We start from the raw sequence: 23,860 nt of genomic DNA on the forward strand, positions 1-23,860 counted from the left end.
CGAAGTTATGGGTGAGGTGATGCAGAAGGCCATGGCTATGCGGCATGATGCTCCAGCTTCAATTCAATGACCGTGTTGCACTCAGCTCCTGCAACCGCCCCTTATATCGAGTCGGAATGAAATGTCGAGATCATTGGCAATGGTTGAATTTGAGGATGGCCGTAAGCTTTACCTCATTTATGACTGCACCGTTTGCTATGCCTTCCGCCCCCTTTTTGAAACCGCAAAAGCTGCCTGGGATTGGTACGTAGGCGGTAAGCCCGATATTCCGGAGCCACCTAACGCATCGAGCACAGAACTACCGGTAATCGTAACCACGGACGTGCATTTCGAAGGGCAGGAGCACTGGCAGTACGAATCGAGAGCTTCAGCCGATTCAATGTGGCTGACTGGGCCGCGAAATTTTGAAGAGCGCATGGATGAGCTGAGTCGAGACGATGGCCCCTGCGACGGGTACTACTCGTCTTAAGAGGAGACAGGCAGCCCAATTTGAGGGCCACCTGCAGGGCTGAATCAATGCGAGGCAGATTTTTTAGGTGCAGGGAAGCGGGGCTGCAGAAATGCCTGCTCGTAGCCTTCTTCATCTGGGAACAGGTTGTGTTTGTCTGCAACCAAAACCTGATAGACCCGCTCGACCTCACCACGTACATCGCAAACATGCGTCTCCATGGCCGCTAATGCGTCAACTGGCACACACTTCGTACGCAGGCCCTGCCCGGGCACTGATGACAATTCAACGAGGTCGGTGCGCTCTTGCTCAATCACCTCGCCAGCCTTTGCCAATTCAGCGTATGCGTTGACCATATAGGCATTCAGCTGATGATCCATCCCGGCCATCGAGATTAGCTCAAACCCTACGGTGCCAGTCAGGCCGACTGAATAGGCAAACGATGGAGAATCGTCGCCTCCGAAGACTGGTTTCACTGCATAGCCTTGAGCGCCGATCGCCGCATCGATCTCCGCGGCCATGCTTGGCCCAAGCAAGGAAATGCGAATAGCCCGGACCACATCGACAAGGTTTTCCTCAGTCACCAGTCCATCTTGAACCAGCTGGTTGAGGTGGAAGCCTACGGTCACCGATGGCGCGAGTTCAAAGGTCATATTTGCGGCAAGGGTGCTCATCTGGAAGTCATTGATGTGATTGGCAATGCCGGGCACTTGCAGCTTTAGCGCGGCGATTTGAGCGGGTGTAGCTTTGGGGAGGTCGGTCATGGGAACTCCTGAACGGTTCGTTAGGTGTGTCTAAAAGTTGATGTGCCCATTTTGCCCTGCCCTGCCTGTGCCAGAAGCATCAACATAGATTCCGATTTCTCTTGTGGGTGGTTGCATCTCTACCTGACGATATACTCAACCCAACTTGGCGGGATGATTCGCCTGAAATCCGATCTGATGGAATGAACCATGTTCTACGAAGACATCAAGACAGCCATGCTTGCCGGGAAGCTAAAGGTTGGCATTTCCCCGCTGAACAGTATCTCGTACCGCGATCAGATATCCATCGATGCTCCAGGGCTGCTCGGCATTAAGGCAAAGCTTCTGACAAAGGCTGATCGGTTGGCGCTCGTTAATCTGGTGAAGCAAACCGCAGGTGATGCAGCGCGTGAGTTGAAGGCCTCGACCGTTCAGCAATGGCTTGAGGAACGCAAAGCCGTGCTGTTAACCGGTAAAGCTGCCAGCGGCAAAACCACTTTCCTTCAAGCCGCACTGCCCAACGCGGTCTACTTGAATGGACGTACGTCGGACTGCTCGAACGCAAACTGGTTTTGGTACCAGGTGAGCAAAGACCCACACCTCCCCGTGGTTATCGATGAGCCTCAAGCGTTCCCTGAACTGGTTCTCGGCGAGATCCTCAAGATCATCAAAGAGCAAAAGCGTGGGTACGTGCTGGTTAGCCAGGCCGAGGGTGGTTCGGGATTCAATGAGCTATGGGCGTTGATGACAACGGCGCCGGTCGGTTTCCCTGGCTACCCTCAGATTGACCCCAATTTCGTCTGGGTCAAATTTCAGCGCAGCCGAGATGTCACCACTGCCATGTGGGTCGGCAAGATCGTTTAATGCAATGCCGCGGGAGGTGATGGCAACGGTCTATGTGCTGACCCCTTGAGATTGGCATCGCAATAGGAGACCAGGGCAGCATCTAGATTTATCAACCACCGTGGCCGCATCATGCCGCCACGATCAGTTCTATAAGCTGCCCGTGCAATCTGAGTACGATCAACATCGAGATGCTGATGATTAGAGTATGTTCAGCGGATCGCTTTCAGTAACTCGATCGCCGCATCAATCGCTCTGTCAGGCCGTTCGATGATCGCGAATATCCTTTCGACGGGAGAAGAGAACAAGCCGGTTCCGATCAAGCTAACAATGAAAGGTGCACCCTGATCTAGATTCGCCTTGGCTTTACTCCACCCGCCTCGCTCATCGGCGTCCTTGACCTTCCCTTCGAGGATGTCAGCAATAGTAGTGACATTGAAACCGTCATTGGACAAGGATTTGATTCCCAGCAATGTAGCCAACTGCATTTCGTGACTCATGTAGCTTCCAGTGGCCGTGGTAGCTGTATTCATGTCCGCAAATCCTCATGTTCTAGTTCAGATGCTTTCTCTTTGAACGCAAGATCGGGCTAACTGAGCCTGATCTCAGGCAGACCGCCATGATGCCAAAGGTTATCCGCCTGGCAACTCAAACCCCCGCAACGGAATTCATTCCAAGTGATGCCTGCAGCTGGTGGCACATCCAGAGCAGACCGACACTGGAAACCATCAAACACACTGGAGACCACGATGGATATCAAAGACACCTGCTGGAGCCTGGATCAACTGGCAAACTCAACAGTAATGGCCCAATCGAACCGGGAAGCGGCCAGCTCTGCTTCTAACGCGATCCTTACCCTTCGCAATATGCTGGATCTGCCGGCAAGCGCAAAAGTGGATGAGATCGTCGCGAAGGTCCATCAACTGATGCAGCAGATCCCCAGCGCCAGCTAATTCAGACCTACTGCTGGACAGTGAAGGCCTTGGCACTGCCACCCACCGAGAATCCAGCATCGCAGTGACCTTTGGGGTCTGGCATTTTTTGGATGTCGACCATCGACAGGCCATTAGCCCCGCTCTTGTAAGCCTTCATCTTCAAGCCCGTCAGGATGTAGTTTTCATCCGATCCGAAGGACGTTGAGTCGCTACCACAAGCGGCCGCCATGACAGAGCGAACCCCGATGGCGCCCTCTGGAATTGACTTGTAAACCTGAACCGATCTGATAGCGGTGTTTTGTTGGGCCATCGCCGTATCGTATGCAGAGGACTCAACGCTAGCCGGGCTGGCGGTGCAACCCACCAAGATTAATGCCCCAGCTGCGGAAACGAGGGTGAAGCCGAATCTGCTAACTGCAGTCGACGAAAACCGATTCTGGTGCATTGTCAGTCATCCTTAGAAGAGGCAGGCCAGTTTAAACCCTAGGGGGTTCTGGCACACCCAGGCCCACGTGATGATTAACCCATCAAATCACTCACGGAACTGCCCATATGATCCCTACCCCGCATATCAACGAACCAGGCCAACCAGTGTTCATCAAGTTCGAGGTTCAGCGCTGCATTCGTGTCATGTACGGCATCGAATCTCAGTACATGCCAATCGACCCGCGCCAAGTGGAAGGTGTACTGGAGCCAGTTCGCAACGAAGTGAGCCTGGCCGAACACCCTAACCTGTCTCTGATCCTGTCCCAGCCGCCTGGAGGCGCTCAGATGGCCATGATCGACCACTGTGACGGCGACGTATACCTCGCGGCTGATGCAGGGCAGGATCCACACTCCGAGGTGAGTATGGCCCGCTTCGCCGGTGAGGCCTGGCGCGTCGTCGGGTATGAAGATGGGTTTCCGGACGAGCCCTATCAGCTCATGACGTCGGAGAGCATGCTGGCGGCCCAGTCCGTATGCAATGGACTGCTGGCGCTGCTTAAACCTGTACGCGTTGCCATGGGGATGGATGGTGGCGCTCACACCTTCATCTTTACCGATCGGCCGGCCGAGGTCCTGGTCATGGACAGTGCCCATGCGGCACAAAGCAAAGAGAGTGGAACCCTCGTTATCAATAGCCCATACCTCGGCCACGAGAATGAATATGCCGGCGACGTATACCGCGGAAATCTGGCTCGTGACGCAGTCAGCCATTTCTGGCGGCAGGTCGAGGCGCACGAAGACGCTAGCGCTGAAGTGCTTCCAACCTCTTAATGGCGCCTCGCCTTCCACAATCCTGCGCTGGATGAGGTTGTCTCTCCGGCGCTTGCTGGCTGTAAGGTCTGAACAGTTTCAATCTGAACCTGTTTGGTCCGAGCCTCCCCCTGGTAGATGCCACGCTCTACTTGCCATAGGTAATTGCGCCACTCATCTTCCTTACCATCCTCATGCGGTACGTTGCGGCCATGGACCTTCAAATCCCGCTTGAGCTTGTCCCGACTCGCCGCATCCATCGCATAGTTGAGAATTTCGTACCCATCCTTCAACTTGTCAGAAACCTTTTCTTCCAACAGTTTGCTCAGTTCTGCCTTATTCATCGCAGGCCTCGAATGAATGGTGAACAACATCAGATGCCGGTGTGATCTCTATTCAGCGTAGGCCTGAGTAGCCCGGTGTCAATCCATCCCGTTAAACAGCCCAGGCCACCCTAACTGCCTGCAGCAAGGGCACACTTTGGGCTAAAGCCACCTAGGTTAGAAATGATGACACTGGGTGGTTCTGGCACGGGTTAAAGGGCCAGAGAATTGCTCCATCGTTACCCAATGACCAGGAGCAAATCCATGAACACTCAAACCGAGTCACCTCTCACTGCTATCGCCGGCGCCGTCGTCTGCACCGCTCCACTTTTCAAGCACTTCTGCTGCGCCATCTGTGAAGATACTGGCCTGGTAGCCACCGAGCATCAGAACGAGGCTGGCGATTACCTCAACGGTCGCTGTTGGAACAGCTGTGAAGCTGGCAATTCGGTGGTGTGGAGTTCCGAACAAGAACAATGGGTCAAACCCTCGGAACAGGTTCGATTCACGCTGCGCAAGAACGAGGGCAGCACCAAGAAGCCCTGGATCGTCGAAGACACCCATGCAGATCCTGCTGAGGATGCTGTGATTTATCACTTCGCCAGCAAGCTCAAGGCTGAACGTTTCAAGTCGGACATGGAAGCTGAGTACGGATCCAAGCAGCTGGGCGCCTAATCGTGTGTAATGTCGGCTTTAGCCACAACCCACGGCGCTGGCTACCACAGGGAGCACCGTGAAAGGTGAACCGTCAATGAATCAAGAACGTCGTTCCGCCCTGCTTAATGCCTTGTCTGATGAGGTCAGAGTACCGTGGGAGCACAACTGCGCCGGTGAGATCTTCGTGCCAGGTAAGTCAGAGAACGAAACCCTGCGCATCGGCCACTTCCAAGGCGACGCGGCCCTAGCGGCATACGTGGTTGCGATGCATAACGCGACACTTGCAGGCCAGAGTTGACCCTGGAGGTATGAGCATGACCAGCAAAAACGCCATTAACGTCACCTTTGAAGACCTGAAGCTGGAAGACACAGTCATCATTTGGGATCGTGGGCACGACGCGCATGGCTCACGAGGTACAGTTTACTGGCTCGATCCCGATACTAGGATGGTCTCAGTAACCACAAACGGCATGGCAGACACCTGGGAAGGCTTAGCCGATGGACTTCAGAAAGTCATACCCTGAGCCCGGCCGGTTAATGTGAGCCATCCTACAGATATCGGAGTTTATGACCATGACCGCTGTAAAACTCTCAGCCGGCGAAGAAGCGCTGATCGCCTCCATCATCGAACACATCTACCCCGCCCCCCAAGCAGGCACTTCGCTGCCGGTTGAGCCCGGGGAAAAGCGTGCTGCCCGAGGACTTGAGCGTAAGGGTCTCGTGGTGCTCGGTGTCGACACTCAAGGCCGCGACCAGATGACGTTTACGACGCTCGGTCAGGCCACTTACGAGGAGATCAATTCCACCGCGCGGGAGGGAAACAGTAGTATAAGCAAGTCAAAACTAGTTCGACCAAGTGGGCTGGATACTAAGCTGATCGGTACTATCAGGGCCGCGGTGAGAACTGCTGAGATTGCTACCACCTGTGATTGGCTTGTAAGTGAAGGCTACGCATCAGATGATAGCCACGCCCGCGAACTGATTCAGTCGGCATGCAGCACCTAGGCAGCCAATTTGATCCAACCTAAATCATTGCGAAACATCAGCGTTAACGGAACAAGGTAATCGAAGGCTCGGCCTTCCAAGGGTTACTCTGTGAAACGTTAATATCCATACTGGCAAGGTACGACTGGGGTGGCAGTAACATCCTGCTTTATGGTTGCGAGAGTTTGATTTCTACGCAGCTCGACGTCTCCAGTCTCAATCATTGCCGAAGAGTAGGTTAAATCATGAACGATCGAAAAACACTAATTACGGCTGTTTGCGGAGCAACTATTGGCATCGCTGTAATGTTAGCTGGCAAGTCTTATGTCCTGGAGCCATACCTCGCTTCGAAGCGCGCGGCATCACAACAGGACCAGGTTGATGTTGAAAATCGCCAACGGGATGAGCTTGTTGCTGCTCAGATTGAACAACTTGATCCTGGCTCAAAGAAAGCAGCGTGCGAAGGCTATATCGGTGGCCTTAAGGAGCAAGGCATCCCGATTTCAGCACTAATAAGTACAACATGCTCAGGAAGCTAGAATGCTTCGCTTTCTCTGAAGTCGATGCCTCGCTCTACTGGCACACTACAAAATTGAACCTATATGGCTGAGGACGCGCAGTGTCATTGAAGCGTATTTCCAACGAGCTCGAGCAGCTCTGCACCGTCAAGGATCTGTTCGTATACGAGGTGCCCGCTGGCGATCGTCGGGAGGTCTATCCTGTCATCACTGAATACACCCGTACATCCTCAGAATCACGGCACATGGGCAACTACGAGTTTTACAGGGCACGCGCAGTCCACCCGGCAGCTAGTGGATCCTCATTCCATACTTGGAACAATCAGGTATCAGTCGTCATTTGCCATCAAACCCGACGCGTGAAGTTCGGGCCTACTGGTCAATTGATCATGCACAAAAAGGGCGTAGGTCTGGGCCCAGCTCTCATGTCCAACGTGATCGAGTGGCTCACCAAGCAGGATGTTGCGGGCTACGCAATTGACCCAGGTTCCCTTGCTGATATCGACGCCAGCACTGAAAAAGCACGGGAGCAACGCAATCGGTTCTACATGGCTTTCGGCTTCGTTCTTTCCAATCACGATCAGAGCAGGACAGGTATCGAAGTCATTGGCGGAACCTTCACTGCAAAGTGCGTGGGGGACCTGTTCGTGCCTGATCGCTACTATCGCCGCCTGAAACCTTGGTTCGGATTTGAGTCCGAACTGCGCGATGAGCGTGAGTGTGGTGTGAAGAGCCTGGCGGAGCTCAAGCTAATTGATAGATGGACCGATAGTGCCAGGGGTTTTGGCAGGTGGATCTTGAAAAAGATGGGATGGCCAGCTCGATTTACCACCCGGCATATGCACAAGCGTAAGAGCTGGGAGCCGCAGCCAATCATGACATCAGTACAAACCCCAGAGTGATTGCAGCCAGCTGAATGCCAAACGGACAATTCTCCAGAGAGGATGTCCGTTTTCCATTAAGCCATTTGCGCCCGGCGGGCGATTGAATTTGGGGTCATGCTTATGAGTTGCATCGACGTGCCATGATCCGCACCCTTGGCTGATCCAGAACAGCCCAGGTAGAAGACCCTCATGAAACGCCTCTCCCTTAGCCACCTCATCCTCTGTGCGCTCATCGCTGGCAGCATCTCGGTCATTCTCACCTCACCGGCCAGCGCCAGCCAGACTGCCCGTGACCGAGGCCCCTCGCCCACACCGGCCGCATTCGCCGCATGTGTTAACCACAAACTCGGCGATCGGGTGATCGTCAAAACAGCAGCCGGAAAGTCGCTGAACGGGACCTGCCGCAAATACAAAGACAAGCTGGCCGCTCGCACTCACATCCGGCACAAGAAGGACAAGAGCTGGTGGAAGTCTCTTACTTCCTGGATCTAACCAGAAAACAAGAGGCATGCTTGATAGGAGTCGCTTTCAATACCTCGAATAGTCTAGGAATAGTCCTCGACTAAGGCAGCCGGTTGCTTTCGTTCAAGATCGATATGAGTCCGAACTTCTTAGCTTTCCGTGAATTGATCCGGACGATTCTTTCAAGAGCCATCTTGTGAGCAGACGATTGACCAGAAAAAGCTACTGCGTGTGCACGTGTTTCTCGCACTAGGAGCTCATTCGCCAAAGAATCCTCGCTGCCGAGCCAACAGAGGGCTCGGTGCCACCAGTTGCGACGATGAGCATAAGTGAATGCTCGCTGATACTCCTCGATAGCGTGGCGCACTTGGTGACCTATGACGCCATCTGGCTCAAAGGGATCCGCCTTCTGTTTGTCTGTCCCGGGCTCAACGTTGTGCGGTCCTCCAGATGACTCAACCAAAGCCTCACAGCCACTCAGGTCGTTCGCCAATTCATTTTGAAGGAACGTGCGTAGCCGAGAAGACATGTAGATGTCGTACTCTGTCTTAGTGGTCCGGGACAAATCCACACTGATTTTTATCATCAAGAAATTCCTGTGAAACTGACACGACCGTTCAGGCCACGCACCGTGTTTAGGCTTGGGATTACCCCGCGGCTTTGTTTAGCGGGTCTTTGCGAGTACGCACGAGCTTCGCTTTGAGGATTATTGCATTTATATCCAACGTGGTTTTCTCAGGAACAGTCAGTTCGGCAGGTCAAAGGACTGGTTGGCTGCAGTGGGACCGGAAGAAGGGCCGTGCACTATATTGTGACCCTCGAGCCAGGCCTTAATTTTGCCTAGGCTGACGGAGTTACCACTGGCAACCGAGAAGACGAAACCAGTCTGAAGCAAGACCAGCACGCTCCGATCATCAAACGCAAAGACCATGAACTCTGCAGACTCTTCGTGATGGATCATCTTGGCGGTACCTGCTGCCTCAGGTAGAAGCCAGTCGAATCCCCGCCCAGCCTCTGGATTCACAGAGTTGGTCAGCTGTATCGCCCGGCGCTCTTCTCCAGGAACAGACGACTGTCCAGATGCAAGCATTGCCGCGTCGAACTGGGCTAGCCGATCGAATAGTGACTGTGGCACTTGATGGTCCTCATGGTGCTTACTTAGTGCTGGTTAGGATAACGCCTCGGCCCCGGCCGGCCATAGCGCAAGAATCAAGCTTGCTGACTTACCTCAACCCTTTGCCATCTGAGGATACTGATCGCTCTGAACTGGCTAATACCCAAGGAACCACGCTCGTTCCTACTTCTTGAGCCCGGCCTGGTCAGCAACGCCTCGACGTCTGGCCTTTTTGCTTCGAAGATCTGGAATGCGTTGTAGTCGCCATCAAGCAGAACCAGCATCACAATGTCAAAAGGTTGCTTCAGGTCGATTGATCCAAGCCTACCTCCTCGCATGCGACGGTTCGGGAAATACCGCCCCTTGATCTGGATCTTGAGGTCTATGCCATCTTTAGTCTCGATGGCGTCGAAGCCCGCTGTTCTGGCTTGCTTCAACTCTAGACCGAGGATTCGAGATGCTTCGTACTCAGCCACCTCGCCGGTGACGCCCAGAGGCTTTCCAGTCAAATGGTAGTAGCGCCTTGCTAGCAATTTTGCTTCGCTGAGGATCGCGTAAACGTCGTCTGGTTCTTCCATCTTCATGACATTTTGCTTCCTGGGAAACTCGGCTGAATCAAAAGCGGGAAAGCCAACGGCCTAGGTTGTCATGAATGGAGATGGTTTTGTCCATTTCTGATTGAGCAAGCTCGCTCAAAAACGGTGAGGACTCAACAAACAGCCGGCGTAGCTCGCTCTGGAGAATCGAGGCGCTCACTCTGCAACTGTTGAGCAAAGCTGCTTCATCACTGCATACAGAGGCAAGCTGATCGTCGCTCAAACATTGAGAAGCCAGATCTTTCGCCTCACGCTCAAGCTCAGCGCGCCGTGACTGTACGGCAATGATTTGCTCCTTTAAATTCTGGACACGCTCATCTGCATCGTCGATTTTCTGCGACAGTTCAACAGCAGATGCATTCTTTGGCAGGAGGGTCTTGAGCCAGTGCTTCATCTTATCGTTTCCTAGGTAGGGGACTGATCTGAGGCTTATACGGATGCCACGGATAGACATAATCCACTCAATGGACACGTGCCACCAGCTAGGACAGTGAGCAATTGATTTTTTATTAGATGACCAGCATGGAAGTGCAAAGACAAACTAATTGCTGAGGATCATCTACCTGGGGACTTCATGTCTAAGATTTTGTACCAGGGCGGTTCTGGCACACATGATTCGCCCTGAAACTGTGCTCATACCGAAATGAACACAGCGAAGTAATCATGACAACCGCCCACGCAAACCTGATTAACGTTAAACAAGTAGGCCTCTTCGAAGAGATCAAGCTTGAGTCTCCACGTGGGCCGGTTGTAACCCTGAGTTTTGATGAGAAAGTCAGAAGTGCGATCGACGCAATCAAACAGCAAGTAATCAATGGCGCTAACCTGTCCGTCGCCTGGAGCGGTGGCAAGGACAGTAGTGTTACTTTGAATCTTGCTTACAGCGCACTTTCCGAACTGAAAGCTGAGGGCGTTGAAGTCCCCACACTGCATCTTGTCAATTCAAATACAAGGATGGAAAACCCACGAATTGATCAGTACAACAAGGGGCAGATTAAATCTATCGAAGCCTTCGCAAAGTCCGCAGGCATTCCTACTAGAGTATGGATAGCCTCACCCAATCTGAGCAACGATTATCTAGTGGCGATCTTGTCCGGCCGGTCGATAATGAGTGTTGGCGCAAGTTCCAAATGCCAGCAGATGGTCAAGGCGGCCCCTCTTGATAAAATCAAGCGACAAGTCAAGGCTTACATTGCTGAGAAGGATGGCGTAAAAGCCAAGGATGCAAACCTAGTCACTCTCATCGGCACTCGTTTTGATGAGAGCAGCGCTCGCGCCACCAAGATGAAGGCGCGCGGAGAAAGCGCTACAGACGCGGTAGACGCGATGGGCAATGGCCAGATGGTCCTTAGCCCCATTGCCAACTGGGATACCTTCGATGTTTTCACATACATCGGCTATGTTCGGTCGGGTAAGTTCGCCGCCTACGACAACTTTGATGAGCTTGTAGAAATTTACCGTGAAGCGAATGGTGGCGAGTGCATGGTTAATATGTACTTGAGCGGTACTGAGCAAGCCCGGCCAGCATGTGGAGCCCGCACTGGATGCTGGACATGCGGGAAGATATCCAAAGACACTAGCGCAGACAATATTATCGCCACTGAGGGTGGCGTTTATTCTTGGATGGCACCTCTTCGAGACCTTCGATCATTCATGCTGGCAAAGCACTTCGACCCCTCCGCTCGCTGCTGGCTTGCTCGCACTGTTAATGAAGAAACAGGAACTATCAAGATCGTTCCTAATTCGTACAGCCCACAACATTGTCTCGACCTGTTGCGAATCATGCTGACAGTCCAAATCCGTGAAGAGATTGAATCCGGTGGACTGGGGATTGCCCCTCGATTCACTATCCTGGACGAGCGTCAAATTATTGCAATTGACTTCATTAGTGCGCGATACGGGTATCAAAATAGTTTTTCGGCTCTGAGGGCCTACAAAGACATCTACGAGCGCGGAATGCGGTATGAAATTCCTTCATTGGATTCGATTCCCAAATTCACAGAGAAGGATGTGGCGTTCCGGGCTGAAGCTCCGTTTGCCGACGCTGAGTATCACAGCGCCTGGCGAGGTTTCCGCAACCTCGCCCATGCGATGGTCGACTGGGAGTCTACGACCACTCTGGCGGATGGGACGATTGTTCAAAGTGCAAACGTCGGGGATGAGTTTGAGATCGACGAGGAAGGTGCCGAATATTTTATGGGCTTCGATCTCGACTATGCCCTTGATCGTATTGCACCGCTGGATAACCCAATGTTGGTGGTCGACTACTTCGTAGGGCTGGGTACGGCCACCCTTTACAAAGGCGGGCTTGGGGAATGGAATCGTATGGCCAAAATGAGTAACCAGATTTTTGTTCATGGGATAAAAGACGTGCTGCATGACCCGCACGCCCTTTTGAAAGCTCTTCAGTCCAAGTTCGAAACTGATCAGTCGCCGGCAGTCCCCTCAGCCGCACAAACGACCCTTGAGCAGCTTTCGTTCTGGTTGTAGCTGTTTTTCACTTGGGCAGGTTCTGGCACACCTCCCCCACCCTGATACTGGGCTCATCGACAAGGAGCTTAATCAATGACTCAAGCCAAGCCAGCTACCATCACCCGCTGCACCTCGGATACCGACCTCAAGAAACTGGGCGTCCAACCTGGTTGGTTTGTTCGGTTCGCGTGCTGCTCAATCTGGCAAGAGATCACCTATGTCGCTGATGGCTGGGTGCAGTGTGTAGCGCGCGACCCGTCTAAGGGTAAGGATATGGCCTTCGTCGGTAATCACTACAGCGCTATCGACGTCCTGGCTGACGGGAACCCGGGCCAGCACGAGCGCTGGATCGATAAGGACCGGCGGAAATCTTTCTTCGATAAATTTCACCCCGAGCCTGACAACATTGTGCGGCCGGTAGCGGCTTGATAGGCATATAGCGGCCGTTATAACTGCTGAACCACTCTGCATACGGTAATCTGCAGAGCACGGACAGAGCGACGGTTCAGGCTTGGGACGCAGCGGCTCAAGGCTGACCGGTTGGCTTTTTGCACCCCGCAGCAACGTTAGGTGCTTCTGGCACACCTAATATGGTTTGAACATGGTTCCATCTTGAAGCCACTTGGAACAAAGCCATGCCTACTTACGATCAGAGCAGCACTCAGACTTACAGCGTGTGGGAAGGCGAGGTAACACAGTTCGTTGCCGATGACCTGGAGATCTCGCACTCGGACGCCGCGGGCATCGTTGAGGGTCAGCCTTTTTACGTCCAGCAGGCGTGGGGTAAAGGTCTGAACTCCCGCGAGACGGCCGACAAAGTTCTCAAAGAGTGCCGCGATCCAAGCTGATTCCGTTCAACACACCAAGGCACCTCTCGGCGGTGCCTTTTTTGTGCCTGTAAGAACCTGTGGAAGGGGGTTCTGGCACTCCAATACCGGCCGCAAGATGAATCATCAAATCTTGAGGAGTCACCCATGTCACTCAATGCATCGCCATCGCTGAATGTTGTTTCCCAGTGCGTACAAGCAACCGTCGTGATCAGCGCCAGCCATCCAACCCTGGGCCCTGTCTACTGGTGCTTTGTCGATGGCTCGGACCATAACGCCCCTAACTGCTACACGCTAACGACCAATCTTGAGGACGCAATGACGCTGCGCAAAGGCTGGCGAGAGGGAATCATGGCGTGGAGTCATCGCGACCACATGACAAAACTGATGCTCGACAGTGAGCAGTTTCAGCAAGAGCACGACATCGACGAAACCAAAGTGTGCACTTGGTCTACCACCACCCTTGGAGGCGTTCTCAAGTCGTTGCAGCGACGTAGCGGGCAGGATGTTGACGCTTTCACGGCGTGGCTAACCTCAGCCGCCTGGTTGGATGTAGAAGCCCCCGGCGCCGCACTCGACTTTCCCCAGTCCTTTGTTTCACCACAATTGCAGCTCTTACCTGTCTGGCAGCGCTTGCAGGCCTAAATTCAAAGGCGGACGCCATCCCGGCCACCAACCAAAAGCGACGATTCAAAGGAATATCCATGTCTAAGTACATCAGTGGAAACTGGGGTCACATTTTTGAAGCAGACGAAAGCGAGCGGATGACTCGGATCGTGATCGATGCCGAAAGCCAGAAGCTCGTATTTGCTCAAATTCAACGCATCCGCTCTATGGACTCCACCTATTCCGAAGCCAGCCACCACGAGATGGCCGACCTGGAGGAATCGCTACTCGATGCAAACGCTGAATTGTTCAATGACCCAGTGGGGTTTGGATTGATTACAACTGATGCCATCCCCGAATGGGCTGCCAATCTCGCCTAAGTATCGGCGCAGGCAATCAAAGGGCCGGGGCGCACGGCGGCCCAGCTTCTGGCACACCCTAATCCCCGTAACATGGCGCCATTGACCTTTTAGGAGTTGCAAGCCATGCCAATCGAACGCGATGACGAACGCCGAACCCGTACCGGAGTGGTTGTATCTGCCACCCACCCGACGCTAGGCCCTCTGTACTGGGAATTCGTGTCAGAGAGAAGCGTGGGCGGTCCTGACTACTATTCAATTTCGACCAGTATGGCGAGAGCCTTGCTGCTCAAACCCGGCTGGCGCGAAACCAGCGATTTCCGTTATTACGGTGGCCACCTCTCGCAGGTCATCAGGAACCAGGCCCGGGAATATCGTAACCCCGAATACTGGGGCGTAGATCTGGTGGTTGAGCTGGAGGATGGATTGGCGAGCCTGCAGGCTCAATCCGACCAAACCGAGATTGAATTCCTTGCCTGGCTGAGGACTGCTGAATGGATTGATGTCCCGGGTCCGACTGTCATCGAAGAGCTCGTCGATCACGGATTCATGGAAGAGTGGGAGGTTTTGAGCTTCACACTACCTAAGCCGATTCAAGCCCCAGCCTAGGAAACCAGAGCCCAAGCGAGGGATGCGTCGGGGCCTGAGAAAGTTTGTAGGGTGGTTCTGGCACAGGCAAAACGACCTGATCATATGCCCATCGAAACAACACACTCTTTGATCAGGCCTATTCCAATGACCATTTTTACTACCGAGTACACCGCTGTTAAAACCCGCATCGCGGCAGCACTTAACGCCCTTGGCTGGAAAGTCGCATCCGCCCGAGACATGGAAATTAGCTGCCTTATTGCCCGGATGGACTATGAGACTGTGGTTGGCGATAAGACCGCGACAATCTCCCTTGAACCATGGTCTGAAAGCCTGATGCTGGTCAGCAACTATGACAGCGAGGGTCGCAACATCCTTAGCGCCAACATGAAGCGCTTCGATCCTGCCATGACAGATGAAAGCCTGACTGAAGCTGTGACCCTCTACGTCGAGGCATTGGAGAAAGACGTGAATCGATCTTATGCCCGTCGGATCCACCTGAATCACCCACAACCGGCATAAAGACCGTACGGGCTGGATAACACCCCTCTACCCTAGTCAAGCACTCTCCTTCAATCCCTGCATAGGGCGCCATGCCATGACCATTGAACAGCACATCACCGAAGCCCTGAAATCACCCACGGCTAACCTCCCAGCTTTCCAGACTGCAGCAGATGCCTACGACAACGAGCTGGCAGGTCGGACAGATGTGGCCATCAACATATCACCCGTCTCTGTAGTGTTCTTTCGTGATCGCGCACTACACCTTGGTCTGTTTCAGGATGGGGTGATAGACATCGGAAACGCACAGCCGCTCACCGAGGATCTGTGGAATACCCAAGCCCCACTGCTTTCCAACAAATCGTCCGTTATCGACATCAGCTCCCTCAACATTGCGAGCTTCAACTGCGATCAGGTTCGCTTCGAATTTGAGGGTGATGACATCCAAGACCCCACGTTGTCTGAGTGCGGTCGCTTCGACATGACGCCGGACTACTACGGTTTTCAGAAAACCTCAGCTGGGATCTGGTGGAAACGCATCGAGGACGGAGACACACTGATTCTAGATGGCACTTCCTTTGCCCGGGCCAACCCGGTGGGGGAGTTTGTAGGACGTGTTCTTCTCTCTGAGGTCGCTTTCGACTGTGAGTATGATCCGGACGCTAAACCAACCGATCACCTACCAGAAACACTTGCGTGCGCAGCCAGAACCACTTCCGGCATGGTTGAGTACGCAGTACCCTCACTGACCGCTGACGCAATTGCTAAAGGCTTCAAGCTAGGGCTTTTCGAAGTAATCGGTAATGGCTTGGCTCGTATTACTGCCAAGGGTAAAGAAGTGGCCGCCAACGGATCCGAGAAATCGAATGATGAAAGAAGCTGAGAATAATCCTCGCCCGGCCGGGCCACGCTTGATCAGGAACATCTCCCAGTACCTGAATCGCTCATTGTCCCAATGGTACATGTTCGAGCCCCAACTTCATTGGCAGGCTGGCGTTGAGGTACACGACATCTACGGAGCGTTCATGTCAGTCGCCGTATCACACGCGCGGGTGCTTGTTGCCAATGTGGTGATTCCAGACGGTGGTGATGGGCTGGCGGCGTTTCTGAATACACATTGCGATGAGCCGTTTCATTTTCCACGAATGCCGCAGGCATTTTCTTGCTCTGCATTTTTGGCTCGAGCAACGCACGCTGAGTGGCGGATGATTGCCGACGAGCTGGTAATGCCCGACTGGCTCGATGAAGAGATCATTGGTTGGGCTTGTACCCAGGGGCTGATCATCAAAGCGCCAGAGACACCGTCCCCAGTAGTTAAAGTAACGCCAACCACGACAAGGCCTGTAAGCCAGAAGACAGGCGTACCCGGCACCAAAAACCTGTTCAATCCCGAAAAGGTGCTTTGGCTGGCCAACAAGCCTGAGGGTATGCACGTTTCGCCGAAGGAAGCTGAGAGACTCAGCGACCTCGATGAGATCGTAAATGACCTGCATGGGCGCGGGCAGCTGGAGAAAATCCGGTCTGATGATTCAGGTACTTATTTCCGCACGACTCACGCGGGGCTAATTTCACTCTACGAACTGAGGATTGTCTGGCGGGCCGCGAATGGGAAATCGACAGATGATGAAGAAGCACATCTGGAAATGCTCAAAGCTCAGGAGTCTTAGCAATTTGGTTATGCTGGGGAGATCTCTGTCCTAGGGAGGGATCCTTACTCTGGCGTCTTTGCAGAAACCTTTGCAAGCTTGTTGGCGTGGAGATTCCTCCCCTTCTTGAAACGGGTAGATTCCCCTGACTTGCTCCCTGACTTGAATCGGCCACCGTGCTGACCATTTCGGAAAGAGTCGCTGCGCTTGATGCCCAAGGTCCTTGCCTTAGCATGAATCGACCCTACTTTTCGGTTTAGGATGGACGTCAACTCAGCCATTGGAGTGTCCCCGTAGAGTTCCTTGATTACCTTCTCTTCTGCTGTAGTCCAAAACCTCAAAGCCCTGCCCCCGGATTTCATAGTCAATCGACAGATTAACGCGACCGTCCAGTTTGCCAAATCCAAAAAGGGCCATGCTTTACCGTGTATTTGCTCTAACTGGCTAATGATTCATTCCAGCGGCCAGACATCGGGAATTTGCTGGATACCCTTTGGCTTTCACATGCTCAAAGGCAAGGGCACAATGCGTCCAAATCACTAAACAATCAGGAGATAGCTATGGTCGCGAGCACAGTCGGTAAATTAGCCGCCCGATTTTTTTGGTTCATGTCATTCGTCATGTCCCTCGGGGCTCTGGTTAGTTTCTTCACGTGGGGGCTGAATGCGCTGGAAATAACCTCAGTCTTGTCTCGCTTGTATGGCACCGATGCCTGGCCTCCATTCAAGAATCTTATCGGTTGCGGGCTCGGCAGCTTGGTGCTTTCGCACATCTCCACGAATCTCTACGGTCGGGCCATTTTAGTGGCGGAGCAGGAACGTATGCTGGACAAGTAATCACAGATCGACAGTTCAAATGACGATGTTGCAAAACTCCTGCAGGTCAGGAAGCTCTCCGCCGGCCCGCTAAAGAAAATGCACTTTGATGCCAAGCGTCTCGGACGCCGTATTTATCGCACTGCTGGGAATCACCCATCCTCAAGGTAGCTTCCGAATCAACGCTCATATCCCGCAGCCCACTCGAAAATGCTCAGATCGGGCTTTAGAACCCCTATATCAAATCTGAACATGTGAGCATCCAGGTCGGCAAAGTGCCCTGTCAACGCCGCACCAAAGGGCAGTTCCATATTAGGACAGAACGCGACCTAGATCCCTGGCGCCTTGATGGCCTTGATGGCCTTGATGCACAGCACCGCATCTGCATATGTCTCAATAGCTTCCTATACCAACTGGCTCAAAACTGTATCGCTCAGCATGCCGCAGACCTCTGCAAAACTATGCAGGAGAATAGGCACCAAGATGCCACCGGTGCGCATGCGTGCGTAGGCAAAAAGCACAGCCAAAGACCCGATCAGGGCAAATGAGGGCCAATGCGTATATTGGCTATGCATCAGCATGAATAACGAGCTGGTGCACAAGATCGCAACCCACTGCCAGAGCCGGCTGTTCAAAGGGAACAATCTCATCAAAAAGTGGCGGTACAGAAGCTCTTCACTGATCGGGGGAAGTGCCAGCAGCATAACCAGACATACCACCTTTTCCAGGGCAGTTAGGCCGCCCAAGAAGGAAACCATAAAAGTCTCGCGGCCGAACCCCAGCCCCACGTCTAGGCTGGTGCAGACCACATAGATGACGATTACGATTGGTAGACAGATCTTGTAGGTGCGCCCAAGGTCGCGGCCTAAAAGCGCCCTGAGTCCGCCAGAGCCTCTGAGTTGTACTGCGGCAAGGAACAGAAGTGCTACGGCTGTTGCACCGTGTGCGAGCATAAGCCACAGGGAATTCCATTCTTCTTTCCCAACGACAGTGAATATCCAGGTCGGTATTGCTAGCGCAAGAAAGAGAGCTGTGATGCCCATCAAGCAACGCCGCCACCATGAGTAGCGGGCTTGATCGATTGCTGGGTAACCTGGGGAAATGGCGTTGTTCACGCTAAGCATCCTTTCGCGAAAATAAGTGCCTACATCTTACCCGGTCCATCAAATGATCTAGCCAAAGCAAGAGCGCCAAAATGGATGCCCGGCAGGTTAAGGATTTTGCAAGGTTGTTATGGCTTGTGGCACTCATTGCAGTGCTCGACTATGAACATGACCGAGCGGGCACTGTCCGCAATAGCAAGGAATAGCCCACGATGGGAAATCGCCAGTTCGCAGAGCAAATCGCGGCAGCAGTACAACTTCTCGGGGCCGAAGGCGCTGCAAGCTGCATGGCCCGGGCTTTGATCTGCCTTGCCCACGAGGCGAAGAATGATCTGGAATTTGAGGCTGATCTGGGGGTTGTCACCATCAAACGTACAATCACGCCCAATTCCCAGAAGCACTGAATTAAGAGGGAATCCGTCTATGGCTAGCCGCCGTCAGCCCTACACCCCTTGTAAATTGTACATCGACGGAGCTGAAGACTTGAGCGCCGGCGACTATATCGTCACTTCTGGTGGTTCAGCCTATCTAGTCCAAGCAACTCGACCGAGCCCAAGCAAACCTGAACGTTTGTACTTGGACTGCCTGCGCTGGGTGCCGGCCGAGATACCCGCGGATGCCAGATGCTTCAAGCTAAACTGGTATCGCCGTTGAAGTTGATAAGCGGGAGCTAAACACAATGTCATGGGCAGATGCAGCTGCGCCGGTGGTAGCGCAAGTGATTCGCAACGTTGGCCGCAGTGATATGAAAGCGCTACGTAAGGCGTTAATAGAAGCCTACCCCTGGGGGGAGCGAGCAAACACACCTTACAAGGCCTGGCTTGGTGAGATTCGCCGTCAGCTGGGCCACCCGCTGAACGCACCAAAGACAGATACGGCCAATACTCAAGCAGACATGTTCAACAGACATTAAAAGGAATCGGCACTATGCGCTGCAACGATCAAGAATTCACCATCAATAAGGGCCAGGAAGTATTGGACGGTAAGTCCCATTATCCCGACCTTGTTCGGTTGATTATCCCGAAAGACGAAGCCCTAGGTCTGGCTCAAAAAATCCTTCGCGAGCTCGAGCATATGCTGCCCGACCAGACCCATCTGGGCGAAATCGCGCTTTTCGGAAAGCTTGAAGTAGTTGATGACGAGTGAGCGGCTGGACAGCCGGGGCGCATAGAGCGCAGCAGGCCTGTTTTACCTCAGCTCAGACCTGGGCCTCCAAAGGATAAAAACCGCGGTTGTTGAAAAGTCGATTAGGCCCAGGACAAGCACTGATGAAATACCATGCACCAACAAAGCAACTGACTGTTCCACTCGAAAACCTAGAGCCAAGTGCAGCGGCATTTCGATTCGCAATCAAAATGCTTCGGAACGCGGCTGGCCTTCCTCTTGAAGGTGATGAGCGGCCAGTCCATATGTCTGATGCTTGCCATGCCGAGCAAGCGATTCTTCGCGGCGCTCGGTTGCTTGGAATTGATCTCGGAGCGGAAATGCCGGGGGAGCTCGACGTCCGGAAGGCTTGACTTCGGAAGCCAAGAACCAAAAAGCCCGCATCGAATGCGGGCTCTTGGGAGAGAAGCAGAGGCTTCTTGGCTAGTTCCGGCGGTGCCACCCTTAGGGTCGCGGGGCAGGGCCCATAAAGGCTGTCTCTCGCAGCCAGGATTTAAACATATCCGGCAGACCAATCAGAGTCAACACTCTCTCCCCCTCTCGCAGGTGGAGCATTGACGATTCGGCCGATGATCTCGGCAACGCTGGCGGTGGCCTGGTAATACACGTCCTGGGCCCGCTCGAAATTGGCCAAGAGCACTGCACGCCTTGCAGGCGGCGCCTCGCTGGCCAGCTCCTCTAGCGCCACCCGCAAACCTTCTTTGGCCCTTGTAACTTCCCCTACGTAGGGAAGCAAGCCACTTGAAGGGTGATGTGCTGGCTCCCCCTCTACCTCAATGGTCTGGGCTATAACCAGAATCGCCGCGCGTTCTGCCTGTGCGCGTGCCGGCAGCGAACATGCAGCTGGATCGTGTTGAACCTTGTCCAACGCGGCGGCCAGGATGGTCATTGGCGCGGTCATCTGTACTCCTTACAAAAATCGGATCTACATCTGCTGACCCTATCCAGAGAGGGTGGGTCACACCTTTTGGACAGGCGGCAATCAGATGCACTATGTATCCGGCTGAGAAATTCACATCCCATTTCCGGTATTCAGTTGGCCGATCCCTGTGTGGCCCTACCCTCGCCCCGCGACACAACATGTCGCTTGCGGTCTATCCTGTGACGCAACTCTTTGGAGACTGACTATGTGCTCACACTACGAAGCCCCAACTGAAGACCGCCTTCTTGCAGGCTTCGGGGTCGCCCCTACAGAACCATACCAACATGACCTATGGCCTACTTACCTTGGTCCCTTCATCCGACTTCGTGGCAGCGAAGCAACCGATGATGATCAGTCAGAACTCGAAGCCCAAGTTGGCCAGTTTGGTCTCCTCCCCTTTTGGTCTAAAGACCGGAATCTTGGACGACGAACTTACAACGCCAGATCTGAAACGGTCAGCAGCAAACCTTCCTTCCGTGATGCCTGGAAGAAAGGGCAACACTGCGTGATCCTTGCCTCGGGGATCTACGAACCCGATTGGAGAAGCGGCAAAGCAGTGCCCACCCGAATTACCCGCTCTGATGAAGGGGTCATGGCGATCGCAGGCTTATGGGATGAATGGCACAGCCCTGAAGGCCGGCTACTCAGCTTCACAATGCTCACGGTCAACGCACAAAATCACTTCATGAATCAGTACCACAAACCCGACGATGAGAAACGAAGCGTTGTCATCCTTCCTAACGGGCTGATCAACGACTGGCTACGCGCCACCCCAGAGCAGTCCATGGAGTTCATGCGCTTGTATCCAGGGGATAAGCTCAAAGCCGAAGCCAAGCCGAAGAAAGGCAACAAATGAGATCCTACCGACGGATTTGTGACGGTGCACCCCATAGTGTGGGGTCGAAATTCAGACCGAGCTAACCATTCGCCAAGAAACTGCCAGGCGGTGAGCTCGTTCTGGTGGCACACCGCGGGGTTATCATTAGGATAGCGACCCTCAACGCATCCCCAATCAGAGGCCCTACAATGACCAAGCCGGCTGAAAGTACCCGGAAAATCCTCTTCCTAGATGAATTTGTCGAGGTCGACACATACCAGCCAGTACATTGGCCCGAAAATCAAGAACTGGTCGCAGGGCGGTTTCCCCTAAATCCCACATTGCGTCGTTGCTTTGACCAAACTCCAAATGAGGACCGCGAGTCGCTTGAGACGGAGCATTGGTGGGACCTGCCCTTCATCATCTCCCGTGACTGGGAATCTTGCGTTGAGATCATCAAAGCCAATCAGGCCCACCATCGCGAGCAGGCAAACGACTACGTTATTTCCGATGATGAGCTTGAGGCCAAGATCCAGGCGGAAAAACTTCGCTGGTTTGCTGAATTCCCGGACGGTGTTCGTTATGACGTCAGATGCCTTGATGGCGGAGCGTGGGACAGATCTACCTGGTGGGGTTCCAGCGGGAGCCTTGATGAGGCGGCCAAACTTGCCGAAGCGGGGCCGGCCTGGCGCTCAAAACTCAGCTGAATGCCGGCCCAGGTTGGCATTTAGGCTCTTAGAAGTTTTTTGCGCAAAGGTAACAGTGCGGTGCTCACCATCAGAAGCGATGAGATGGCGCTCCAGGTGTCACTACCTCCCCCCATAGACGCAAGAGCTACCACTACGGTAAGTGCTATCAACACGGGTTTGAAATAGTCGGACAGGTAGAGCAGTTCAACGGGTGTGTCTCCGTGGATTTTGAAGCTCCAGGGTAGACAGTTCACGACCAACAGCAGGACGGTGGCAGCTATCCCGAGCATGATGCTGTCTTCGAAATCGCTGATCAGTGAGCTGGCAACAGTTGTGCCCAGCGTTGCGAGCACAAGCCACAGGCATGTGCGTCGCGATTTGGTAGTTTGGGCGAGGAGCCCGACCGCTGCGGTAGTCATTAGCCGGCACGCAAAGGGAAATTGAACGCCGAGCTTATGTTTCAAACCTGATTCATGCACCTCAAACTGGCCTAACAAAAACTTCACGTTTTTTGCCCTGGGGCTGAGCGGTGCTACTTCACCGGACGAAGACCCAGGCTCTGGTGGTGCAGCCTGACCCTCGCCTGCTCCATCGACTCACCTGTTCGAGCTGACTCAAATATAGGCTCCAGTACGCCAAAGCCTCGTTTATTTAAGGTCTCAGCCTCCATCACCCGGATTCGCAAATGCCCAAGGCCCTTGAGGCTTTTTAGGGTCTGCGTCGCAGCTGGTGCGACCGTGATTGACTCAAGGTCCTCGGACAATGGCAGTTCCAAAGTCTGTGCAATTATTCCAACCCATTTGGCATGCGCGAGATACAGCAGTGACAGGTCGCAGTAGACGTGGCCATCTGGAAGGGTTGCAACCTGACTGCCCAAGTTCAGGGCCCGCACTTCATCCAAGAAGATCTTCATGAGATCTTGGCTATGGACATCGAGCCCGTCACGAGCAAAATCGGCTTGAAGGACTGCGCAGGCCTCCGTCAGGTCGATAGCTGTCGGGGCGCCCGGAGCTGCAGGTTGTTCTCGGTCAGGAGCCTCACCAGCTTGATGCAAGCCTACCTTCTCAGCATAAACCCGGGCATTTGCTTGGTGCTGGTCTTCGCCGGTGGCGACAACCTGCTTGAATACGTCCGTCACTCGGTACCCGAAACGCTCCATTGAGTCCCGATCAAGGGTTCCGATCGCCCCTACGGCGATCTCGCGCACGGTCGAAAACTGCTCGTTTAAGTTGGGCATATCCACGAACTCCCACCGTCCCAGATGTCCCTTCGTGCAGGCCACCCCGATCTTTGCTCCGATCAGAGGTGCAAGCTTGAGTTGAATCGCGAATATCAGGGTCAATGGTCCGGACACGTCCCCTGCGGCATCAGTCACTAGCTTCTCAAGGAGCCCCGCTTCCTTAGCCAATCTTTCAATAGACTTAATAACCCACTCGGCCATGATTGATCTTGAATCTTGCACCACTGCATTTTCAATGCTTCTGGCCATAGAGGTAAGGTTCAATACTGGGCGGTCTCAAGGAGCAAGTGCAACAGTCAGTTAATTTTCTGAGCTTGCTAAGCGAAACAATCCCGCTTCCAAAACATCGTTATCAATGGGCGTCTGAC

General features: G+C 53.6%; 36 protein-coding genes. 25 read left to right on the forward strand and 11 right to left on the reverse strand.

The window, feature by feature from the left end; genetic code table 11:
• Positions 1-513: 513 nt before the first annotated feature.
• Complete coding sequence (locus tag ACZRN6_RS35060; protein ID WP_284184454.1) at positions 514-1,212, reverse strand: DUF4262 domain-containing protein; 699 nt, start codon at positions 1,210-1,212, stop codon at positions 514-516.
• A 189-nt stretch (positions 1,213-1,401) separates the two neighbouring features.
• Between ACZRN6_RS35060 and ACZRN6_RS35065 the strand changes: the two genes are divergently transcribed.
• Positions 1,402-2,055 carry a hypothetical protein gene (locus ACZRN6_RS35065; RefSeq protein ID WP_284184455.1) on the forward strand — a complete coding sequence of 218 codons (654 nt, stop codon included), beginning with the start codon at positions 1,402-1,404 and terminating at the stop codon, positions 2,053-2,055.
• Positions 2,056-2,246: 191 nt separating this feature from the next.
• Here the strand turns inward: ACZRN6_RS35065 and ACZRN6_RS35070 are convergent, their stop codons facing one another.
• A complete protein-coding gene (locus tag ACZRN6_RS35070; protein WP_284184456.1) occupies positions 2,247-2,567 on the reverse strand; it encodes a hypothetical protein in 321 nt (106 codons plus the stop codon).
• A 216-nt stretch (positions 2,568-2,783) separates the two neighbouring features.
• On the opposite strand from ACZRN6_RS35070, the gene ACZRN6_RS35075 reads away from it, so the two are divergent.
• Complete coding sequence (locus tag ACZRN6_RS35075) at positions 2,784-2,987, forward strand: hypothetical protein (protein ID WP_284184457.1); 204 nt, start codon at positions 2,784-2,786, stop codon at positions 2,985-2,987.
• A gap of 7 nt (positions 2,988-2,994) precedes the next feature.
• Here the strand turns inward: ACZRN6_RS35075 and ACZRN6_RS35080 are convergent, their stop codons facing one another.
• Positions 2,995-3,414 carry a hypothetical protein gene (locus ACZRN6_RS35080; RefSeq protein WP_464009898.1) on the reverse strand — a complete coding sequence of 140 codons (420 nt, stop codon included), beginning with the start codon at positions 3,412-3,414 and terminating at the stop codon, positions 2,995-2,997.
• A gap of 107 nt (positions 3,415-3,521) precedes the next feature.
• On the opposite strand from ACZRN6_RS35080, the gene ACZRN6_RS35085 reads away from it, so the two are divergent.
• Positions 3,522-4,226: a hypothetical protein gene (locus ACZRN6_RS35085; protein ID WP_284184459.1), complete on the forward strand. Its 705-nt coding sequence runs from the start codon at positions 3,522-3,524 to the stop codon at positions 4,224-4,226.
• Here the strand turns inward: ACZRN6_RS35085 and ACZRN6_RS35090 are convergent.
• Positions 4,223-4,549, reverse strand: coding sequence for a hypothetical protein (locus ACZRN6_RS35090; RefSeq protein ID WP_284184460.1), 327 nt, complete (start codon positions 4,547-4,549; stop codon positions 4,223-4,225). The two genes, ACZRN6_RS35085 and ACZRN6_RS35090, sit on opposite strands and share 4 nt — an antisense overlap.
• Positions 4,550-4,792: 243 nt before the next feature.
• Between ACZRN6_RS35090 and ACZRN6_RS35095 the strand changes: the two genes are divergently transcribed.
• The 7 genes from ACZRN6_RS35095 (at position 4,793) to ACZRN6_RS35125 (ending at position 8,063) form a co-directional block, all read left to right on the forward strand.
• On the forward strand, positions 4,793-5,203 hold the full coding sequence (locus ACZRN6_RS35095; RefSeq protein ID WP_284184461.1) for a hypothetical protein: 411 nt from the start codon (positions 4,793-4,795) through the stop codon (positions 5,201-5,203).
• Positions 5,204-5,279: 76 nt separating this feature from the next.
• The gene (locus ACZRN6_RS35100; RefSeq protein WP_078466042.1) at positions 5,280-5,483 is read left to right on the forward strand and encodes a hypothetical protein; all 204 of its coding nucleotides are present in this window, start codon (positions 5,280-5,282) and stop codon (positions 5,481-5,483) included.
• A 16-nt stretch (positions 5,484-5,499) separates the two neighbouring features.
• Positions 5,500-5,709, forward strand: coding sequence for a hypothetical protein (locus ACZRN6_RS35105; protein ID WP_284184462.1), 210 nt, complete (start codon positions 5,500-5,502; stop codon positions 5,707-5,709).
• A gap of 49 nt (positions 5,710-5,758) precedes the next feature.
• On the forward strand, positions 5,759-6,190 hold the full coding sequence (locus ACZRN6_RS35110; RefSeq protein WP_464009899.1) for a hypothetical protein: 432 nt from the start codon (positions 5,759-5,761) through the stop codon (positions 6,188-6,190).
• Between the two features lie 224 nt (positions 6,191-6,414).
• Positions 6,415-6,708 carry a hypothetical protein gene (locus ACZRN6_RS35115; RefSeq protein WP_284184464.1) on the forward strand — a complete coding sequence of 98 codons (294 nt, stop codon included), beginning with the start codon at positions 6,415-6,417 and terminating at the stop codon, positions 6,706-6,708.
• A gap of 86 nt (positions 6,709-6,794) precedes the next feature.
• Entirely contained in the window at positions 6,795-7,589 is a 795-nt protein-coding gene (locus ACZRN6_RS35120) for a hypothetical protein (protein WP_284184465.1), read from the forward strand.
• Positions 7,590-7,760: 171 nt separating this feature from the next.
• On the forward strand, positions 7,761-8,063 hold the full coding sequence (locus ACZRN6_RS35125) for a hypothetical protein (RefSeq protein WP_193068992.1): 303 nt from the start codon (positions 7,761-7,763) through the stop codon (positions 8,061-8,063).
• Positions 8,064-8,778: 715 nt separating this feature from the next.
• Here the strand turns inward: ACZRN6_RS35125 and ACZRN6_RS35130 are convergent.
• From ACZRN6_RS35130 to ACZRN6_RS35140, 3 genes are all read right to left on the reverse strand, one after another.
• A complete protein-coding gene (locus tag ACZRN6_RS35130) occupies positions 8,779-8,994 on the reverse strand; it encodes a hypothetical protein (protein ID WP_221730322.1) in 216 nt (71 codons plus the stop codon).
• A 248-nt stretch (positions 8,995-9,242) separates the two neighbouring features.
• Positions 9,243-9,731 carry a hypothetical protein gene (locus ACZRN6_RS35135; protein ID WP_284184467.1) on the reverse strand — a complete coding sequence of 163 codons (489 nt, stop codon included), beginning with the start codon at positions 9,729-9,731 and terminating at the stop codon, positions 9,243-9,245.
• A gap of 31 nt (positions 9,732-9,762) precedes the next feature.
• A complete protein-coding gene (locus ACZRN6_RS35140; protein ID WP_284184468.1) occupies positions 9,763-10,137 on the reverse strand; it encodes a hypothetical protein in 375 nt (124 codons plus the stop codon).
• Positions 10,138-10,406: 269 nt separating this feature from the next.
• On the opposite strand from ACZRN6_RS35140, the gene ACZRN6_RS35145 reads away from it, so the two are divergent.
• The 10 genes from ACZRN6_RS35145 to ACZRN6_RS35190 all read left to right on the forward strand — a co-directional run bounded on the left by ACZRN6_RS35145 (position 10,407) and on the right by ACZRN6_RS35190 (position 17,578).
• Positions 10,407-12,233 (forward strand): phosphoadenosine phosphosulfate reductase domain-containing protein, encoded by a 1,827-nt coding sequence (locus ACZRN6_RS35145; protein WP_284184469.1) that lies wholly within the window; start codon positions 10,407-10,409, stop codon positions 12,231-12,233.
• Between the two features lie 75 nt (positions 12,234-12,308).
• Entirely contained in the window at positions 12,309-12,644 is a 336-nt protein-coding gene (locus ACZRN6_RS35150; RefSeq protein WP_116827150.1) for a hypothetical protein, read from the forward strand.
• 206 nt (positions 12,645-12,850) lie between these two features.
• The gene (locus ACZRN6_RS35155; protein ID WP_078466032.1) at positions 12,851-13,063 is read left to right on the forward strand and encodes a hypothetical protein; all 213 of its coding nucleotides are present in this window, start codon (positions 12,851-12,853) and stop codon (positions 13,061-13,063) included.
• A 126-nt stretch (positions 13,064-13,189) separates the two neighbouring features.
• Positions 13,190-13,687 (forward strand): hypothetical protein, encoded by a 498-nt coding sequence (locus ACZRN6_RS35160; protein ID WP_284184470.1) that lies wholly within the window; start codon positions 13,190-13,192, stop codon positions 13,685-13,687.
• A gap of 59 nt (positions 13,688-13,746) precedes the next feature.
• Positions 13,747-14,028 carry a hypothetical protein gene (locus tag ACZRN6_RS35165; RefSeq protein ID WP_221730318.1) on the forward strand — a complete coding sequence of 94 codons (282 nt, stop codon included), beginning with the start codon at positions 13,747-13,749 and terminating at the stop codon, positions 14,026-14,028.
• Between the two features lie 105 nt (positions 14,029-14,133).
• The gene (locus ACZRN6_RS35170) at positions 14,134-14,616 is read left to right on the forward strand and encodes a hypothetical protein (RefSeq protein WP_284184471.1); all 483 of its coding nucleotides are present in this window, start codon (positions 14,134-14,136) and stop codon (positions 14,614-14,616) included.
• Positions 14,617-14,742: 126 nt separating this feature from the next.
• On the forward strand, positions 14,743-15,117 hold the full coding sequence (locus ACZRN6_RS35175) for a hypothetical protein (RefSeq protein ID WP_221730316.1): 375 nt from the start codon (positions 14,743-14,745) through the stop codon (positions 15,115-15,117).
• Positions 15,118-15,193: 76 nt separating this feature from the next.
• Entirely contained in the window at positions 15,194-15,979 is a 786-nt protein-coding gene (locus ACZRN6_RS35180; RefSeq protein WP_011923093.1) for a hypothetical protein, read from the forward strand.
• A gap of 142 nt (positions 15,980-16,121) precedes the next feature.
• On the forward strand, positions 16,122-16,763 hold the full coding sequence (locus ACZRN6_RS35185; RefSeq protein ID WP_233100506.1) for a hypothetical protein: 642 nt from the start codon (positions 16,122-16,124) through the stop codon (positions 16,761-16,763).
• 539 nt (positions 16,764-17,302) lie between these two features.
• The gene (locus ACZRN6_RS35190) at positions 17,303-17,578 is read left to right on the forward strand and encodes a hypothetical protein (protein ID WP_284184472.1); all 276 of its coding nucleotides are present in this window, start codon (positions 17,303-17,305) and stop codon (positions 17,576-17,578) included.
• A 383-nt stretch (positions 17,579-17,961) separates the two neighbouring features.
• On the opposite strand, the gene ACZRN6_RS35195 is transcribed toward ACZRN6_RS35190, so the two are convergent.
• A complete protein-coding gene (locus ACZRN6_RS35195; RefSeq protein WP_161952150.1) occupies positions 17,962-18,672 on the reverse strand; it encodes a CPBP family intramembrane glutamic endopeptidase in 711 nt (236 codons plus the stop codon).
• Positions 18,673-18,872: 200 nt separating this feature from the next.
• On the opposite strand from ACZRN6_RS35195, the gene ACZRN6_RS35200 reads away from it, so the two are divergent.
• From ACZRN6_RS35200 to ACZRN6_RS35210, 3 genes are all read left to right on the forward strand, one after another.
• A complete protein-coding gene (locus ACZRN6_RS35200; protein ID WP_284184473.1) occupies positions 18,873-19,064 on the forward strand; it encodes a hypothetical protein in 192 nt (63 codons plus the stop codon).
• A 523-nt stretch (positions 19,065-19,587) separates the two neighbouring features.
• Positions 19,588-19,806, forward strand: a complete 219-nt coding sequence (locus ACZRN6_RS35205; RefSeq protein ID WP_078466022.1) for a hypothetical protein — start codon at positions 19,588-19,590, stop codon at positions 19,804-19,806.
• A gap of 122 nt (positions 19,807-19,928) precedes the next feature.
• Complete coding sequence (locus ACZRN6_RS35210; protein WP_078466021.1) at positions 19,929-20,177, forward strand: hypothetical protein; 249 nt, start codon at positions 19,929-19,931, stop codon at positions 20,175-20,177.
• Between the two features lie 140 nt (positions 20,178-20,317).
• Here the strand turns inward: ACZRN6_RS35210 and ACZRN6_RS35215 are convergent, their stop codons facing one another.
• Positions 20,318-20,725: a hypothetical protein gene (locus ACZRN6_RS35215; RefSeq protein ID WP_011923101.1), complete on the reverse strand. Its 408-nt coding sequence runs from the start codon at positions 20,723-20,725 to the stop codon at positions 20,318-20,320.
• Between the two features lie 226 nt (positions 20,726-20,951).
• Between ACZRN6_RS35215 and ACZRN6_RS35220 the strand changes: the two genes are divergently transcribed.
• Positions 20,952-21,602, forward strand: a complete 651-nt coding sequence (locus ACZRN6_RS35220) for an SOS response-associated peptidase (RefSeq protein WP_284184474.1) — start codon at positions 20,952-20,954, stop codon at positions 21,600-21,602.
• 170 nt (positions 21,603-21,772) lie between these two features.
• A complete protein-coding gene (locus ACZRN6_RS35225) occupies positions 21,773-22,270 on the forward strand; it encodes a hypothetical protein (RefSeq protein ID WP_078466020.1) in 498 nt (165 codons plus the stop codon).
• A 20-nt stretch (positions 22,271-22,290) separates the two neighbouring features.
• Here the strand turns inward: ACZRN6_RS35225 and ACZRN6_RS35230 are convergent, their stop codons facing one another.
• Positions 22,291-22,758 carry a hypothetical protein gene (locus ACZRN6_RS35230; protein WP_011923104.1) on the reverse strand — a complete coding sequence of 156 codons (468 nt, stop codon included), beginning with the start codon at positions 22,756-22,758 and terminating at the stop codon, positions 22,291-22,293.
• A gap of 26 nt (positions 22,759-22,784) precedes the next feature.
• The gene (locus ACZRN6_RS35235) at positions 22,785-23,741 is read right to left on the reverse strand and encodes a hypothetical protein (RefSeq protein WP_464009900.1); all 957 of its coding nucleotides are present in this window, start codon (positions 23,739-23,741) and stop codon (positions 22,785-22,787) included.
• Between the last annotated feature and the right edge of the window lie 119 nt (positions 23,742-23,860).

The sequence above is a fragment of the Pseudomonas sp. A125 genome (genome assembly GCF_055409485.1).

Excerpts from the sequence above, each read along its gene's own strand:
- ACZRN6_RS35085 (WP_284184459.1), top strand. The coding sequence starts at position 3,522 with ATGATCCCTACCCCGCATATCAACGAACCAGGCCAACCAGTGTTCATC.
- ACZRN6_RS35180 (WP_011923093.1), top strand. The coding sequence starts at position 15,194 with ATGACCATTGAACAGCACATCACCGAAGCCCTGAAATCACCCACGGCT.
- ACZRN6_RS35150 (WP_116827150.1), top strand. The coding sequence starts at position 12,309 with ATGACTCAAGCCAAGCCAGCTACCATCACCCGCTGCACCTCGGATACC.
- ACZRN6_RS35160 (WP_284184470.1), top strand. The coding sequence starts at position 13,190 with ATGTCACTCAATGCATCGCCATCGCTGAATGTTGTTTCCCAGTGCGTA.
- ACZRN6_RS35135 (WP_284184467.1), bottom strand. The coding sequence starts at position 9,731 with ATGAAGATGGAAGAACCAGACGACGTTTACGCGATCCTCAGCGAAGCA.
- ACZRN6_RS35210 (WP_078466021.1), top strand. The coding sequence starts at position 19,929 with ATGAAATACCATGCACCAACAAAGCAACTGACTGTTCCACTCGAAAAC.
- ACZRN6_RS35105 (WP_284184462.1), top strand. The coding sequence starts at position 5,500 with ATGACCAGCAAAAACGCCATTAACGTCACCTTTGAAGACCTGAAGCTG.
- ACZRN6_RS35185 (WP_233100506.1), top strand. The coding sequence starts at position 16,122 with ATGTCAGTCGCCGTATCACACGCGCGGGTGCTTGTTGCCAATGTGGTG.
- ACZRN6_RS35115 (WP_284184464.1), top strand. The coding sequence starts at position 6,415 with ATGAACGATCGAAAAACACTAATTACGGCTGTTTGCGGAGCAACTATT.
- ACZRN6_RS35075 (WP_284184457.1), top strand. The coding sequence starts at position 2,784 with ATGGATATCAAAGACACCTGCTGGAGCCTGGATCAACTGGCAAACTCA.
- ACZRN6_RS35175 (WP_221730316.1), top strand. The coding sequence starts at position 14,743 with ATGACCATTTTTACTACCGAGTACACCGCTGTTAAAACCCGCATCGCG.
- ACZRN6_RS35165 (WP_221730318.1), top strand. The coding sequence starts at position 13,747 with ATGTCTAAGTACATCAGTGGAAACTGGGGTCACATTTTTGAAGCAGAC.
- ACZRN6_RS35205 (WP_078466022.1), top strand. The coding sequence starts at position 19,588 with ATGCGCTGCAACGATCAAGAATTCACCATCAATAAGGGCCAGGAAGTA.
- ACZRN6_RS35125 (WP_193068992.1), top strand. The coding sequence starts at position 7,761 with ATGAAACGCCTCTCCCTTAGCCACCTCATCCTCTGTGCGCTCATCGCT.
- ACZRN6_RS35090 (WP_284184460.1), bottom strand. The coding sequence starts at position 4,549 with ATGAATAAGGCAGAACTGAGCAAACTGTTGGAAGAAAAGGTTTCTGAC.
- ACZRN6_RS35145 (WP_284184469.1), top strand. The coding sequence starts at position 10,407 with ATGACAACCGCCCACGCAAACCTGATTAACGTTAAACAAGTAGGCCTC.
- ACZRN6_RS35170 (WP_284184471.1), top strand. The coding sequence starts at position 14,134 with ATGCCAATCGAACGCGATGACGAACGCCGAACCCGTACCGGAGTGGTT.
- ACZRN6_RS35060 (WP_284184454.1), bottom strand. The coding sequence starts at position 1,212 with ATGACCGACCTCCCCAAAGCTACACCCGCTCAAATCGCCGCGCTAAAG.
- ACZRN6_RS35235 (WP_464009900.1), bottom strand. The coding sequence starts at position 23,741 with ATGGCCAGAAGCATTGAAAATGCAGTGGTGCAAGATTCAAGATCAATC.
- ACZRN6_RS35130 (WP_221730322.1), bottom strand. The coding sequence starts at position 8,994 with ATGATCCATCACGAAGAGTCTGCAGAGTTCATGGTCTTTGCGTTTGAT.
- ACZRN6_RS35100 (WP_078466042.1), top strand. The coding sequence starts at position 5,280 with ATGAATCAAGAACGTCGTTCCGCCCTGCTTAATGCCTTGTCTGATGAG.
- ACZRN6_RS35070 (WP_284184456.1), bottom strand. The coding sequence starts at position 2,567 with ATGAATACAGCTACCACGGCCACTGGAAGCTACATGAGTCACGAAATG.
- ACZRN6_RS35095 (WP_284184461.1), top strand. The coding sequence starts at position 4,793 with ATGAACACTCAAACCGAGTCACCTCTCACTGCTATCGCCGGCGCCGTC.
- ACZRN6_RS35065 (WP_284184455.1), top strand. The coding sequence starts at position 1,402 with ATGTTCTACGAAGACATCAAGACAGCCATGCTTGCCGGGAAGCTAAAG.
- ACZRN6_RS35215 (WP_011923101.1), bottom strand. The coding sequence starts at position 20,725 with ATGACCGCGCCAATGACCATCCTGGCCGCCGCGTTGGACAAGGTTCAA.
- ACZRN6_RS35225 (WP_078466020.1), top strand. The coding sequence starts at position 21,773 with ATGACCAAGCCGGCTGAAAGTACCCGGAAAATCCTCTTCCTAGATGAA.
- ACZRN6_RS35220 (WP_284184474.1), top strand. The coding sequence starts at position 20,952 with ATGTGCTCACACTACGAAGCCCCAACTGAAGACCGCCTTCTTGCAGGC.
- ACZRN6_RS35200 (WP_284184473.1), top strand. The coding sequence starts at position 18,873 with ATGGGAAATCGCCAGTTCGCAGAGCAAATCGCGGCAGCAGTACAACTT.
- ACZRN6_RS35110 (WP_464009899.1), top strand. The coding sequence starts at position 5,759 with ATGACCGCTGTAAAACTCTCAGCCGGCGAAGAAGCGCTGATCGCCTCC.
- ACZRN6_RS35190 (WP_284184472.1), top strand. The coding sequence starts at position 17,303 with ATGGTCGCGAGCACAGTCGGTAAATTAGCCGCCCGATTTTTTTGGTTC.
- ACZRN6_RS35080 (WP_464009898.1), bottom strand. The coding sequence starts at position 3,414 with ATGCACCAGAATCGGTTTTCGTCGACTGCAGTTAGCAGATTCGGCTTC.
- ACZRN6_RS35155 (WP_078466032.1), top strand. The coding sequence starts at position 12,851 with ATGCCTACTTACGATCAGAGCAGCACTCAGACTTACAGCGTGTGGGAA.
- ACZRN6_RS35140 (WP_284184468.1), bottom strand. The coding sequence starts at position 10,137 with ATGAAGCACTGGCTCAAGACCCTCCTGCCAAAGAATGCATCTGCTGTT.